Source organism: Kribbella sp. NPDC051770 (genome assembly GCF_040681455.1).
Taxonomy (GTDB): domain Bacteria; phylum Actinomycetota; class Actinomycetes; order Propionibacteriales; family Kribbellaceae; genus Kribbella.
Genome location: NZ_JBFAYT010000003.1, coordinates 493,353 through 507,302, shown reverse-complemented (window position 1 = coordinate 507,302; position 13,950 = coordinate 493,353). Strand labels below are relative to the sequence as shown.

Sequence of the window (13,950 nt, the reverse complement as noted above, 5' to 3'; positions counted from 1 at the left end):
AAGACTGGGCCCCAACGCGTTGTTCAGCCGTCGATCAACGATGGTCGGCGTTGCCGGCCCAGAAGGCCTTGACCCGATCCGCCTCGACATCCCACTGCCGCCTGCCTGCCTCGAAAGCAGGGGCCTCGAGCCCCGGATTGAGGAGGTCACGACCGCCGTCGGTGAGACTGAGGAACACCTCGTCCGGCGCCACGACTTCCACGCCGACCTCCTGACGTCGCGCGGTCTCGATCTCCTCAGCGAGTACGCCCGGGCGTCCCCCGGTCCCGCCGACCGAGTGGCAGCTGATGACCAGCACGCGATCCGCGCCTACGGCGGCGTCCACATTCAGCGAACTCCGCACACCGCCGTCGATGTAGCGATCCGAACCGATCGTGATCGGTGGCCATACTCCCGGAAGCGCCGAGCTGGCCGCCAACGCCTGCTGCAGCGACGCTCCCGACGACTCGTCCAGCAGCACGAGACGGCCTGTGGTGATGCTGACCGCTGTGGCTGTGAACCGTGGCGGCCACGGAACTCCGCGCATCGCGGCGACGTTCGGCCGGTCCATCGCTGCCGTCTCGTCGGGTGTCTCCGCCTCGAGAGCAGCCACTCCGATGCGTCGGCGAGCTTCGTCCGGATCACTGGAGGTGGCAGCGCGGCCGATCATCGCCATGATCGCCGCGTCGGGCCGCGAAGGCGCCACGCTCGCCTGCGAAGGAGTCGGGCTCGGAAGGACAGCACGCAGGTCGAGCCCAAGGGCGAGCTCGGCGCCGACGATCGCGCCGGCTGAGGTGCCGACGATCAAGTCCGCCGCGTCGAGGTCAAGCCCATGCTCAAGTGCTGCGGACATCAGCCCCGTCTGCCAGGCACGACCGACAGGCCCTCCACCACCCAGCACCAACCCCCTCGACACCCAGCACACCGCCTCGGTCGTCACGACGACCAGCGTAGGCAAGAACCCATCTCCTGTAAACGCATTCGTTTACAAAACGTATAGACGAGATTTGCGCGGAACCGCGAGGAGTTGTGCAGCGACCGTCCGCACGCCCGGTCACCGCCTGTATCCCGGCGTGTATGGAACGTATAGGGCGGGCTGGTTGCCTCCGCGATGGCAGGTGTACTTCGTACGCTCCGGGACTTGCCCAGGTCCCGTTGCCATCAACGAGAAAGAAGCCAGGTATGCGAAAACCGCCCATTGTCTCCCGGCTGGCCGCCGTGTTGGGGCTCGTTGTCGTCACCGCGACGCTGACCGCGACAGCCGCGTCAGCCGAGTCCATCGGAAACCTCCCCCAGAACGCCGACGGGTACGAGCAGTCGTTCTCCCCGGCGTACGACTACGACGGCAACGGTTGCTACGCCGTCTCCGCGATCGCTCCCGACTGGCACGTGAACAACGGCCTCGGCCTCGGAGGCGCGGTCAACGGCAACTGCCACGACCAGATCGACCTCGACCGGTCCCAGACCTACTCCAGGTCCAAGTGCAACAACGGCTGGTGCGCGATCGTCTACGCCAGCTACTTCGAGAAGGACCAAGCCTCCAACGGCGTCGGTGAGATCGCCGGCGGGACCAACGGCCACCGCAACGACTGGGAGCACGTGATCTCCTGGGTCAACCAGTCCTCGAACCAGGTCGAGTACGTGTCGACCACCGTGCACAGCGGATCGAAGACCTTCCCGCGCTCGCAGGTGCGCTTCGACGGTTCGCACCCGAAGGTCGTCTACCACAAAGACGGCGGCTTCACCCACTACTTCCGGCTCGCCAACGGCAACGACGAGCCGCCGGAGAACCACTACCACAACTGGCGCTACCCGCCGCTCGTCGGCTGGAACGGCTGGCCGAGCACCGGCATGCGCGACACCCTCATGAACTACAACTTCGGCTCGGCCACGATCAAGATCGCCGACCGCGACGACCGCTTCCGCAACCTCCTGAACAGCACCAAGCCCGGCGGCATCCCCTTCAACCCCTGGGCCTGACCAACACACAACACGAAACGTGGCCGCCGGACCACAGACCGGCGGCCACGCCGCTGCGGCCATCTCTTGCCGATCTGCGTGTCATCCGGTGAGCGCAGCAACGCCAGGTGTGCACCGATCTCATGGGCGGGCCTGGTGTTCACCCAACTGGAAGTCTTAGGGCCGGAGGCAACGACCTCGACGCCGTTGCCGAACGTGACCCTCCCCAACGTTGCGAGGGCGACAGCGGCGACAAAACCCAGTCATCGAGTCACCGGACTTCACCGACCCCTGGCCCCGTCCGAAGGCAGCAACCGCTCTGAACCGGACCGTCTTCCTACCACAGCGTACAGCCAGGCGTTGTGGCCCAGCCAACGCGCAACTGGTGATGCGATCGCGGCGAGGAGCTGAACCGACCAACTTTTCCAAGCGCGAGCGAACCCAGGTTACCGCGAAGCGGGTCCGCGTCTTTCGGTCGCCACTCGGTGCCCGCGGTGCGGGCGGAAGAAGGAAGCCGCTCCCAGGAACCACGTGGTCTTCTACCGATGTGCCGCGCGGAGCCCGCTTCCCGAGGCCCAAGTCGCGCTCGGCCTGGCGATCACGGAGGACGACAAAGAAAAACGGGCTGATGTCTCCATCAGCCCGTCGATATGTGTCCGAGGGGGAACACGCACCTTAACCACACGCGTGAGCCTGGCCGTGTAGACCCGCAGGGCCCTGGCGCACCCCGAAGCACTTCGCCTCATGGACTCCACAGCTGGATCAGATGCGGGCATCGCTGGCCCGTGACCACTGGGGCAAGGTCAGGTCCCACCCCGCCCGCACCGATGAACTGCCGGATGCGGGGCAGTTGGGCGGGATCGATCGTGTGGCCGCCGGGGAACGGCAGCAGTTCGACGTGTGCGTCGCGTCGGCGGAGTTGCTCGGCCAACCGGGTGGTCTGGCCGGGAGTGGCCATCGGGTCGCTGTCGCCGTTGACGATGAGGACCCGCTTGCCTGCCAGAGCGAGATCCTCGGGCTCGTCGTCGGCGAACGGCACCATCGCGGCCAGCAGGACCGCGCCGGCGAGCGCCTCGGGGTGGCGCAGGAGCAGGGCGGAGGCCATGTTGGCGCCGTTGGAGAAGCCGACCGCCAGCCAGGAGCCGGCCGGTACGTCGTACTTCGCCTCGGCCGCGTGGAGGAACGCGGCGAGCTCGTCGGCTCGGGCCCGGAGATCGTCCTCGTCGAACACGCCCTCCCGCAGCCTCCGGAAGAACCGCGGCATCCCCTGCTCCAGCACCGTTCCTCGGGGCGACAGCACGGGAGCACCCGGCGCCAGATGCTCGCGCAGTCCGAGCAGGTCGTGCTCGTCGCCACCGGTGCCGTGCAGCAGAAGCAGCGGCGGGTCGGCCGAGCCCGGCTGCCACACGTGCGGTCGCCGGAGGAGGTCCTCGCCCATCAGCCGAACTCGCCCGCCGCGGGAGCCTCTGGCACGCGCAACGACGGCAGCGATGCCTGAATCTGCTCGCGGTCCGGTTCGAGCCAGGGCGGGAGCTTCAAGTGCTGACCCAGCTCGAGCAACGGCTCATCCACCGTGAAACCCGGTTGATCGGTCGCGATCTCCAGCAGGACGCCGCCCGGCTCCCGGAAGTAGATCGAGGTGAAGTACTGCCGATCGAGGATCTCCGTGACCTGGACCCCGGCCTCGATCAGCTCCTGGCGCCACTTCGTCTGCGTCTCACGGTCGGGTGCCCGGAACGCGATGTGGTGAACCGTTCCGGCCGCCTGGAGCCCGCGCGAGGCGTCGCTCGGTACGACGTCCACCGCCGTCCCCTCGGCTCCACCCGACATCACGAACCGCGAACCCTCGGCGGAGTCCCGGCCGTGCTGCATCCCCAGCATGCCCGCCAGCATCTCGGCCGTCGGGTCCAGTGCCTTCTCCGTCATCGTGACCGAGAACAGACCGCGAATCGCGTTGTCGGCCCCGATCGCGGCCACCCCGTCCCACCCCGATCGGGAGTCGCCGTCGGACGCCACCAACTCGATCACCAAGCCGTCGGGATCCCGCAACCGCAGGATCTCCTGGTCAGAGCCTGCCACCGGACCGTCCGACGCGACCCCCAGGCTCTGCAACCGCTGCTGCCACCACCCCATCGACTCCGGCGGCACACTGAAAGCTGTCGCTGTCGTCAACCCCGTCCCCTGTCTGCCGTACGGCGCTCCCGGCCACGGAAAGAAGGTCAGCAGCGTCGACGGCCGGCCCGCGGCGTCCCCGTAGTACAGGTGGTAGGTGTCCGGAGCATCGAAGTTGACCGTCCTCTTGACCAGCCGCAACCCCAGCACCGTCGTGTAGAAATCAACGTTTCGCTGCGGATCCTCCGCAATCGCCGTCACATGATGTAGTCCGTGTGGTGCAACCGCGTCACCCATCGTCCAACCCTCCCGCCCCGGAGACCGTGGACGGCCGCGCCGCCCTCTTCGACAGTACGACCGGACGCCGGATCACCACCAGAGCGGCGTCCGTCAGGTCACCGCGCGGAGCGTGATCAGCCGGCTCGCGTAGTCGCCGGTCAGATGGAGATGGAGGCCGTGCGCCATCAGCGCCGCACCCGACCAGGTTGCGCCCTCCAGCTCGTAGACGGCGCGCGGATCCAAGCCCCGCAGGCGGATCGGTGGCGGCTGGCTGTCGTACTGCTGGGAGTCTTGATAGGCCAGCACGACCGACTCGGTCCGGTCGCGGGTCACGTACTGCACCGCCGACGCGGACCTGCCGGGTTCTCCCAACCGGTACTGGGCGCCGTGCTGCACCACATGCCTGATCGTCTTGTACTGCGCGATCAGCTCGCGGGCCTGCTCGCGTTCTTCGTCGGACCAGGCGTCGAGATCACCCCCGATGCCGAGCACGCCGGCCATTGCGACGTGGAACCGGTACGCCAGCGGAACGCGCCGCTTGTTGATGAACGAGGGGACGTCGGTCACCCAGCACGACATCGTGCGGGCCGGGTAGAGCTGGCTGAACCCGTGCTGGATCGTCCGCCGGTCCACGGCGTCGGTGTTGTCCGAGGTCCAGAACTGGTCGGTCCGGTGCATCATCCCCAGGTCGACCCGGCCGCCACCGCCGGAGCACGCCTCGAACGCGACGCTCGGGTACTTCGCCCGCAGCGCGTCCAGTACGGCGTACACCCCGGTGACGTGGTCGAACCAGATCCGACCCTGCCGCTCCGGCTCCGCGGGCCAGCCGGTGTCCGCGAACGGCCGGTTCATGTCCCACTTCACGAACTGGATGTCGTGCGCCGCGAGCAACCCGTCCAGCTGCTCCAGCATCCATCGCTGCACGTCCGGCCGCGCCAGGTTGAGCACCAACTGGTTGCGCAGCTCCGCGGGCGCCCGGCCTTCGTAGTGGTAGACCCAGTCGGGATGCGCCCGGTAGAGGTCGGAGTCCGGGTTGACCATCTCCGGCTCGACCCACAGACCGAAGTCCATGCCGAGCCCGTGCACCTCGTCGATCAACGGCTGCAGGCCGCCCGGGAAGCGGTCCCGGTTCACCCACCAGTCGCCCAGACCGGTCCGGTCGTCGCTGCGGCGCCCGAACCAGCCGTCGTCGAGGACGAACAGCTCGCACCCGAGCTCGGCGGCCTGCGCGGCGAGCTTGCGCTGACTCGCCTCGTCGACTGCGAACTCCGTGGCCTCCCACGAGTTGAACAGGACGGGCCGAAGCTCGTTCGACCGCGGCAGGACGTGGTTCAGCGCGTAGGTGTGCCACGCGCGGCTCGCCGCACCGAAGCCCGCGTTGCTGAACAGCCCGGAACTCACTGGAGACGTCAGCTGCTCTCCAGGGTCGAGAGGGCGCGGCCCGAAGTCCTCGTGCCCCCAGCCGAGCAGCACCTGGACCGGCTCGTCCAGGTCTCGCTGCGCGAGCAGCCGCCACGAGCCGCTCCAGTGCAGCGCGGCGCTGTAGACGTCGCCGTACTCCTCGGTCGCGGTTCCGTCGTCGACCGCGAACCAGGGGTTCGCGTGATGGCTGGTGATCCCACGGCGACTCTCCAGCACCAACTGGCTGTTCGTGAGGTTGGTGCGCTGCAGTCCGGTCTCCGCCGCCCACCGCCCGGTCAGGTGCGACATCCGGTACTGCGTCCACTCCGGCATCACCCAGGCCGCAGAGTCGAGCCGGTGGACGGCGACCGGCTCGCCGGAGTTGTTGCTGATGGCAACCCAACGGTCGATCACGTCGGAGTCGTCGTGCACCCGGTAGTGCAGGCTCAGCACGACCTCGTGACGCTCGACGTCGAAGACCAGCTCCAGGTGCCTGGCGTCGTCGTGGATCCGGGGCTCGGTCAGCGTCCACTCCGTACTGCGGACGCCGCCGGCGAACTCCAGCGAGACCGCGGCGCGGCCGAACTGGAGCCGTCCGTCGAGCGGAAGCTCCTCGTGCCCGTTCGCCGCGGACCGGAAGCTCGTCCACTCCCCCGCCAGGCGGTCGGCCGTCGCGGTGGCGAGCTGTGCGGCGTCGGCCGCGGTGACGCGCGGACCCCAGTAGGTGTGGATCGGGATGTCGTCGCCGGCACCCAGGTACGCCGAGTACGACGTACCCGGAGTCTGCAGGAGAAGGACGCGATCGGTGAAGGAGACATGTGCGTTCATTTGACGGATCCCGCGGTCAGGCCTGCGACGAACTGCTTCTGCAGGGCAACGAAGAAGAGCAGCACCGGCAACGACGCCAGGAACGAGAAGGCGTACAGCGTGCCGAAGTTGGTCGAGTACTCCCCGACCGAGCGGTAGACGCCGACCGTGACCGTGGTGCCGGCCTCCGGGCCGAGGATCACCAGCGGGCTGAGGAAGTCGTTCCACACCCAGACGCCGAGAAAGATCATCACGCTGGCCGCGGCCGGCCGCAGGGTCGGGAAGACCACCTGCCAGAACATCCGAAACCGCCCGGCTCCGTCGATGCTCGCCGCTTCCTCGATCTCGACCGGCACCGTCGCGATGAAACCGGAGAACACGAACACGCCGAACGGCAGGTAGTACGCGACGTTGCTGCAGACCACTCCGACGACCGAGTTCATCAGGCCGAACGCGCCGAGCACCTGGGTGACCGGCTGCAGGATCACCGCCGGCGGGATCATCAGCCCGGCGAGCAGCATCAGCAACGCGGGCTTGGTCCAGCGCGCTGTCGAGCGGACCAGGTAGTGCGCCAGCATTGCCGACAGCAGCGTCAGCGCGACCACCGACAGCACAGTGATCTGGACGCTGTTCAGCAGCGCCGACCAGTAGAGACCGTCCTCCCGGCCGAGCACAGCGCTCAGGTTGTCCGCGGTCGGCCGACTCGGCAGCCCGAGCGGTGACGACTGGATCTGGTCGGCCGGCTTGAGCAGCCCGGTGACCACGACGTAGATCGGGAAGAAGAACACGGCAGCCAGCGCGATCGCCGCGACCGGACGGATCACGCGCGTCACAGGTGCACCTCCCGGCGCTGAAGCAGCCTCAGTACGACGCCGCTCAGGACGACGATGATCGCCAGCATGACGGTCGCCTCGGCGGCGGAGAATCCGATCCGGTCACCGCGGACGCCCTTCTCGATCACGTCGAACGCGATCGAGGCGGTGGTGTTGCGGCCGGGTCCGCCGTTGGTCAGGACCAGGATGTGCTCGTAGACCTTGAAGCCGCTGATCAGCAGCATGACCGTGTTGATCGTCACCGACGACGCGATCATCGGCCATGTCACCGAGCCGAACCGGCGCCACCATCCGGCGCCGTCGACGACCGCCGCTTCGTACAGTTCTCGCGGTACGCCGTTCAGCCCGGCGAGGTACACCACCACGCAGAACCCGAGCATCTGCCAGCACAGGATGCCGCCGATCGAGAACAGCGCGATGCCGGGATCCGACAACCAGCCGGGCGCCGACTCGACACCCGCGTCAGCGAGCAGCGCGTTCAGTACGCCGTCGGGCCGGAGCAGGCTCTGCCAGATGACACTGACCACGATGCCGCTGAGAATCACCGGCGTGAAGAACACCGAGCGGAGCAGCCGGTACAGGCGGGTCTCGCGATCCAGCAGCAGGGCGATCGCCAGGCCGACCACGTTCGGTACGACGACCACGATCGCGGTCACCACGACCGTGTTCCTGAGCACCAGCCAGAACTGGTCGTCCTGAACCAGCCGCTGGAACTGGTCCAGGCCGACCCAGTGCGTCGACGCCGCGAACCGGTTGCGGTCGGTGAACGCCTGCGCCACCGTCCAGCCGATCGGGACCAGCACCAGTACGCCGTACAACAACAGTCCGGGCAGGGCGAACCCGGAGAACTCGCGGACACGCCGCAACATCTCGCGCCTTCCAGTCGGGGTGAGCAGGGCCTACTTGAGCGCGGCGTACTCCTTGTCGAGCTTCGCCGCGACCCCCTGTGCGTCGGACTTGCCGTTCAGCAACTCGACCGCCAGCTGCTGGGTCGGCACGGTGAGGTCGGCCGGGAGCCCGTTGTCGCCCTGCTCGATCGACAGCGCCGGCGTGACGGTGCCGTCCTTCACCGCCTGGTTGTAGAGGGCAAGAGTTGCCTTGAACAACGGGCCCATGTCCGCCGGCGGCTGGTACCCGCTGACGGTGTTGAAGGTGCCGTCGGCGCGGGTGAACGCGTCCGAGGTCTCCTTGTCCTTGGTCCACTCCAGCGCGAACTTCTTCGCCAGGTCGACGTTCTCGGCCTGTGCGCTGACGCTGAGCCCGCCGCCGGTCAGTGTCGGGACCACCGCCCGGCCGTCGTCCGACGGCCACGCGAACACGCCGACCTCGAACGGCGGCTTGTCGTTGTCGGCCGAGGTCGCGAACCACGACCCCATCGGGTACATCGCTGCCGAGCCGCCCCGGAAGGCCTTCTCGTGGTCGGCGTAGGAACGGCTGGTGCCCTGCTTGTCGAGATAGCCGAGCTTCGCCAGCTCGGCGATCTTGGCCGTCGCCTTCACGAACGCCGCATCGGCGAACGTCTTCGACCCGTCGGCGATCCCGGCGGAGAACTTCGGGTCCTCGAGGTACACATCGGTGCCGACCGTTCCGACCCACGGGTACATCGCGGCGAAGGTGTCCTGGCCGCCACCGCCGACGGCGATCGGCGTCGTACCGGCCGCCTTGAGCTTCGCGCACGCGGCCAGGAAGTCGGTCCAGGTCTTCGGCGGGGCCGTGATGCCGGCCTTCGCGAAGTCGGCCTTGTTGTAGTACAGCAACGACTGCGGCTGCGCGTTCGTGGGCAGCTGGTAGATCTTGCCCTTGATCGCACCGGCCTCCGGGCTGGCGAAGCCGGCCAGTTCCTCCTTGGTGAAGTCGGCCAGCTGGCCGCCCTCGGCGAATCCCTGCGGGTTCACCGCGAGCATGATGTCCGGAAGCTGCCCGGAGCTGGCCAATTGCTTGGCGTACGTCGTCCGGTCCACGTTCGGGGTGACCAGCTTCTTGATCTTCACGCCCGGGACCCTGGCCGAGACGCGCTCGATCGCCGAGTCCCACAGCGCGGCGGGCAGGTTCGGCGTCTCGAACGTCAGCATCGTGAGCTCGACCGTGCCGTCGTTCTTGCCGGCGTTGTTCGCCGTGGTGCCACCGCTCGTGCAGCCGCCGAGCGCTACCGTCAGAAGCGTCGCCGCGGCGACCGCCGCTCTCCACCGTGAAGCCATCGGATTCCTTCCGTACGGCGGCCGAGCGGCCACCGGCGACCCTGCGATAACCGCTCCGGCGGTAATATGCAGGTCAGTTAGCAATATTGGCGCGAGCATAGGGACGATTCATCGGATGAGTCAAGACACAGCCGCCGGCGGCCGGATGGGCGACTCGTCGCTGCTGCGGCGGATGAACCTGACCGCGGCACTGAAAACCTTCCTCGACGCGGAGGCGCTGACCCTGCGCGATCTGCGCGCGGCCATCGGGGTGTCCCGGCCGACGGCCGAGGACCTGCTCGCCGAACTGCTCACCGAGGGCAAGGTCGAGGAGACGACACCACCACGCCGCCTGCCGGGCCGGGGCGCCGGCCGGCCCGCGCGGTACTTCCGGTTCCGCGCCGAGTCGGGGTACGTGAGCGGGCTCGACATCGGCGCGCACAAGGTGATGGCCGTGGTCACCGATCTGCGCGGCACCGCGCTCGCCTCGCACCGGATCGAGCTCGACCCCGCTCTGCCCGCCGCCGAACGGCTGCAGGCCGCGGTCTGCGCCGCGCGGCAGTGCTGGTCCACGGCCGGCCTCGAACCGGGCGACATCTCCGCGATCGCCTGCGGAGTCACCGGGACGCTGCACGCGGCCGAAGGCGTGCACGACGTCCGGGAAGGCCCGGTCGGCGCCGGGCTCGCGCCGTACTCGCTGCCGGGATTCACCGAGGTCGACGTGGCGGCGGAACTGAGCGCAGAACTGGGCAAACCGGTCGCCGTGGCGAACGACGTGAAGCTCGCCGCGCTCGCCGAGCACTGGAAGGGCGCCGCGCGGGAGCACCGCGACGTGGTCTACATGTTCGCCGGCCACCGCGCCGGCGCCGGGGTGCTCATCGGCGGTCAGGTCCACCAGGGACGCCACGGCGCGGCCGGCGAGATCGGCGCGATGCCGATGCTCGGCTGGGAGGCCGCGGTGGACCGCCTGCACGCCCGCGGCGCCGCGCTCGCGGCCTCGCAGGGCGTCACCCCGGGACGCGAAGGTGAGCTGGTGATCGCCTCGGCGGCCCGGCAGGACGCCGAGAGCCTCGCGGTGCTCACCGAGTTCAGCGAGGTGCTGGCGCGCGGCGCCGCCGTCCTGGCGCTGGCGGTCGACCCCGAGGTCGTGGTGCTCGGCGGCGGCATGTCACGGGGCGGCGCGATCGTCACCGAGCCGTTCCGGCGCGAGCTGGCCCGATGGACGCTGGTCCCGATCGAGGTGCTCACGTCGACGATGGGCGCCGACTCGGTCGCGCTCGGCGCCGCCCGGACCGCGCTCGACGCCGTACTGGCCGACCTGCTCGCCGTACCGGGAAGCTGAGGCCGGGGTCTTGACCTCGGGGCGGAACCGTTGGAATCATCGGATCTCTGAATAGGCAAGCTTGTTGTCATTATTCCGCCTGCCACTCCCGAGGAGTGAAGATCCGATGGTCCTCCGACTACCCTGGCGGCGCCGTGGCCTGACCGCCGCCGCCCTCGCGCTGGCCCTCGTGGCCGCGCTGCTCAGCACCACCCCGGCCCGCGCCGAGGTCGAACACCCGCGTCAGCAGTGGATGCGCGACTCCACCGCCGGGCTCTTTCTGCACTGGGGCATGTTCACCGCACCCCGCCACACCGACTGCGCGGCCTGGGAACGCGACGTCACCGAAGGCGGCTGGAACGCCGACTACTGGGTCGACGAGGCGCAGAAGCTGCACGCGTCGTACATCGTCCTCGCGACGTTCCACAGCCGACTCGGCTACGCGCGGCCGTGGCCGTCCTCGATCCCGGGCAGCTGCTCGACCAAGCGCGACTTCCTCGGCGAACTGGTGGCCGCCGGCAAGGCCAAGGGCGTCCGGGTGCTGCTCTACATGACCGATGACCCGCAGTGGCACAACGAAGTCCCGGGTGTCCAGACGCTCGACTCGGCCGCCTACTCGGCGTACAAGGGCAAGCAGGTCGACCTGACCACCCGCGACGGGTTCGGCGAGTACAGCTACGACCTGTTCCACGAGGTGATGGACCGCTACGCCGACCTGTCCGGCTTCTGGATCGACAACGACAACGCCTACTGGGAGCGCAACGGTCTGTACGAACAGATCCGCGAGCAGAGGCCCTCGTGGTTGCTGAGCAACAACAACGAGGACACACCGATCATGGACACGGTCAGCAACGAGCAGAAGACCGGCATCACACCCGCCTACGACTACCCGCAGGCCACCTTCACTCCGATGCCGCGGCTGACCGAGGCCGACTACAAGCTGCCGACCACCGGGCAGTGGTGGTACGACGGCAGTGACAGCAAGGTCGACTACGGCCTCAGCATCGGCCGGTACGTCGCCAACGCCGGCTCGTCGATCAAGTCACTGATGGCCGAGACCGCGATGGTCAACGGCAAGTTCCCGCCGCAGCAGGCGAACTTCAACAACTTCATGGCGCAGTGGCTGCCGCCGATCACCTCGTCGCTGACCAGGACCCAGGGCGGCGGCTACCTGTACGGCGGGATGCAGCCCGGGTTCTGGAACGACGGCGCGCACGGCGTGATCACCGTCGCCGACAACGCGCGCACGCAGTACGTGCACGTGCTGACCAAACCCACCTCGCAGGACTACGTGCGGCTGCGCGACAACGGGTACGTCGTCACCGGTGTCACCGACGTGCGGACCGGGAAGCGGTTCCGGTTCAACCAGTCGGGCGGCTACCTCAGCATCCTGGGCGTCACAGCGTGGGACGCGTACGACACGGTGTTCAAGGTGACCACCGCCGGGCAGTTCGGGCTGTACCCGCAGTCGATGCTCAAGGCAACCGCTTCGGCTCAGACCACCGACCACCCGGCGGCGAACCTGGTCGACGGCAGCTTCCCGTCGTACTGGGACGCGAACGGGCAGTTCCCGGTCGCGATGACGCTCGACCTTGGCCGGCCGCGGCTCGCGACGTACCTGGCGGTGAACCAGACCGAATGGTCGCCGACGCACGCCCGGGAGTCGTTCGGGCGGCCGGAGGACTCCGCGCGGATCAAGGACTACAAGGTCTCGGTCAGCATTGACGGCAAGCACTGGAAATCCGTCCGGAACGACGCCATGCCCAGCCGTCGCGCGGTGCAGTTCATCGACATCGGCGACCAGTTGGCCAGGTACGTGAAGCTCGAGGTGCTCGACACCTGGGCCGGGCCGCAGTCGCCGACGTACTACAAGAAGCTGAAGATCGACGAGGTGAAGGTCGGGTACGCCCGTCCCCAGGCGCTGCTCAACCCGCTGCCGCTCGAGGCCGAGCTCAACCGAAGCCCCGGCGCCCGCCTCGACCTCTGCACCGCCTGCTCCGGATCAGCCCAGGTGATCGGAGGCGCGACGTACGAGAACATCGAAGCACCTGCTGACGGCACCTACCGGCTCCAGCTCGACGGTACGACGTCAGCGGCCGGAACCTTCTCGGTCCGGGTCAACGGCGGTTCCCCGGTCAGCGCCGTCCTGGACGCCGGCAACCCGGACGTCCCAGGATCGACGGCGATCGCCGTCCAGCTCCGGGCCGGCCGGAACACCGTGCAGGTGTCCGGCAAGCCTGGCCTCGACCGGATCAGCGTCGGCCCGATGCCGCCGGCGTCGTACACGCCGAAGACCACGATGACCGTGAAGCCGTCGGGCATCGTGTGGGTCGGCCCCGGCCTGCAGTCGGTCACCGTGTCCGCCGACGTTCGGCTGGACGAGGACTCGGTCGACAACGTCCGCCTCACGCCGGTGGCGCCGACCGGATGGACCATCTCCGGTCCCGCCGTCACGGCATCGCGGATGCGGCTCGGCCAGACGATCAGCGGGACCTGGACCCTCACCGGTTCGGCGGCCGCGCAGATCCCGATCGAGTTCACCTTCGAAACCGTCGGCCTGCCGCACAAGGTCACGAAGACCGTCCCGGTTCAGATCCGCCCGGCTGACCGCGTCTTCGTGCGCGAGGCCGAAAGCTCCCTCAACCAGATCGGCAGCGCCGGCATCACCAGCTGCTCCGGGTGCTCGGGCAGCCAGAAGGTCCGCAACCTCGGCGGCTCCGACGACGCACATGTCGTCTTCCCCGACGTCACGGCACCGGCGGCCGGCCCGTACACGCTCTACCTCGACTACACCGTCAACGGCACCAGGTCGTACTTCGTGTCCGTCAACAACGGCGCCCCGGTCGAGGCCTCGGTGTCCGGCATCGGAAACTCCACCGTGCAGACCGTCTCCGTACCGATCCAACTCCAGGCGGGCGCCAACACCATCCGCGTCTTCAACAACGAGGACTCCGCACCAGACCTCGACCGCATCTCCATCGGCTGACCTCACTTAACCCCGAATCCCGGGCGGGACCTCCGACGGGGGTCCCGCCCGCGTTCCCTTGTCGGTAGTTCTGCCGATACCGGCGTACGGGGCGCG

At 68.4% G+C, this 13,950-nt stretch carries 10 protein-coding genes; 3 read left to right on the top strand and 7 right to left on the bottom strand.

Annotation, left to right across the window (positions count from 1 at the left end; genetic code table 11):
- Nucleotides 1-34 precede the first annotated feature (34 nt).
- Entirely contained in the window at nucleotides 35-919 is an 885-nt protein-coding gene (locus AB0M01_RS13720; RefSeq protein ID WP_363669022.1) for a patatin-like phospholipase family protein, read from the bottom strand.
- A gap of 242 nt (nucleotides 920-1,161) precedes the next feature.
- On the opposite strand from AB0M01_RS13720, the gene AB0M01_RS13715 reads away from it, so the two are divergent.
- Nucleotides 1,162-1,959: an NPP1 family protein gene (locus tag AB0M01_RS13715; RefSeq protein WP_363669020.1), complete on the top strand. Its 798-nt coding sequence runs from the start codon at nucleotides 1,162-1,164 to the stop codon at nucleotides 1,957-1,959.
- Between the two features lie 721 nt (nucleotides 1,960-2,680).
- Here AB0M01_RS13715 and AB0M01_RS13710 read toward each other — a convergent pair.
- The 6 genes from AB0M01_RS13710 to AB0M01_RS13685 all read right to left on the bottom strand — a co-directional run bounded on the left by AB0M01_RS13710 (nucleotide 2,681) and on the right by AB0M01_RS13685 (nucleotide 9,568).
- On the bottom strand, nucleotides 2,681-3,376 hold the full coding sequence (locus tag AB0M01_RS13710; protein ID WP_363669018.1) for an alpha/beta hydrolase: 696 nt from the start codon (nucleotides 3,374-3,376) through the stop codon (nucleotides 2,681-2,683).
- A complete protein-coding gene (locus tag AB0M01_RS13705) occupies nucleotides 3,376-4,311 on the bottom strand; it encodes a ring-cleaving dioxygenase (protein ID WP_363669016.1) in 936 nt (311 codons plus the stop codon). Before AB0M01_RS13705 ends, AB0M01_RS13710 begins: the two co-directional genes overlap by 1 nt.
- 129 nt (nucleotides 4,312-4,440) lie before the next feature.
- Nucleotides 4,441-6,558, bottom strand: coding sequence for an alpha-galactosidase (locus AB0M01_RS13700; RefSeq protein ID WP_363669014.1), 2,118 nt, complete (start codon nucleotides 6,556-6,558; stop codon nucleotides 4,441-4,443).
- The gene (locus AB0M01_RS13695; RefSeq protein ID WP_363669012.1) at nucleotides 6,555-7,370 is read right to left on the bottom strand and encodes a carbohydrate ABC transporter permease; all 816 of its coding nucleotides are present in this window, start codon (nucleotides 7,368-7,370) and stop codon (nucleotides 6,555-6,557) included. The genes AB0M01_RS13700 and AB0M01_RS13695 overlap by 4 nt, the downstream gene beginning before the upstream one ends.
- Entirely contained in the window at nucleotides 7,367-8,239 is an 873-nt protein-coding gene (locus AB0M01_RS13690) for a sugar ABC transporter permease (protein ID WP_363669010.1), read from the bottom strand. Before AB0M01_RS13690 ends, AB0M01_RS13695 begins: the two co-directional genes overlap by 4 nt.
- Before the next feature lie 30 nt (nucleotides 8,240-8,269).
- Entirely contained in the window at nucleotides 8,270-9,568 is a 1,299-nt protein-coding gene (locus tag AB0M01_RS13685) for an extracellular solute-binding protein (RefSeq protein ID WP_363669008.1), read from the bottom strand.
- 115 nt (nucleotides 9,569-9,683) lie between these two features.
- Between AB0M01_RS13685 and AB0M01_RS13680 the strand changes: the two genes are divergently transcribed.
- Together AB0M01_RS13680 and AB0M01_RS13675 are read left to right on the top strand one after the other, a co-directional pair.
- Nucleotides 9,684-10,889 (top strand): ROK family protein, encoded by a 1,206-nt coding sequence (locus AB0M01_RS13680; protein WP_363669006.1) that lies wholly within the window; start codon nucleotides 9,684-9,686, stop codon nucleotides 10,887-10,889.
- Between the two features lie 106 nt (nucleotides 10,890-10,995).
- On the top strand, nucleotides 10,996-13,854 hold the full coding sequence (locus AB0M01_RS13675; RefSeq protein ID WP_363669004.1) for an alpha-L-fucosidase: 2,859 nt from the start codon (nucleotides 10,996-10,998) through the stop codon (nucleotides 13,852-13,854).
- The last annotated feature ends 96 nt before the right edge of the window (nucleotides 13,855-13,950 follow it).

Bases quoted from the DNA above. Each gene is read 5' to 3' on its own strand.
- AB0M01_RS13715 (WP_363669020.1), top strand. From the start codon at position 1,162: ATGCGAAAACCGCCCATTGTCTCCCGGCTGGCCGCCGTGTTGGGGCTC.
- AB0M01_RS13710 (WP_363669018.1), bottom strand. From the start codon at position 3,376: ATGGGCGAGGACCTCCTCCGGCGACCGCACGTGTGGCAGCCGGGCTCG.
- AB0M01_RS13700 (WP_363669014.1), bottom strand. From the start codon at position 6,558: ATGAACGCACATGTCTCCTTCACCGATCGCGTCCTTCTCCTGCAGACT.
- AB0M01_RS13690 (WP_363669010.1), bottom strand. From the start codon at position 8,239: ATGTTGCGGCGTGTCCGCGAGTTCTCCGGGTTCGCCCTGCCCGGACTG.
- AB0M01_RS13685 (WP_363669008.1), bottom strand. From the start codon at position 9,568: ATGGCTTCACGGTGGAGAGCGGCGGTCGCCGCGGCGACGCTTCTGACG.
- AB0M01_RS13680 (WP_363669006.1), top strand. From the start codon at position 9,684: ATGAGTCAAGACACAGCCGCCGGCGGCCGGATGGGCGACTCGTCGCTG.
- AB0M01_RS13675 (WP_363669004.1), top strand. From the start codon at position 10,996: ATGGTCCTCCGACTACCCTGGCGGCGCCGTGGCCTGACCGCCGCCGCC.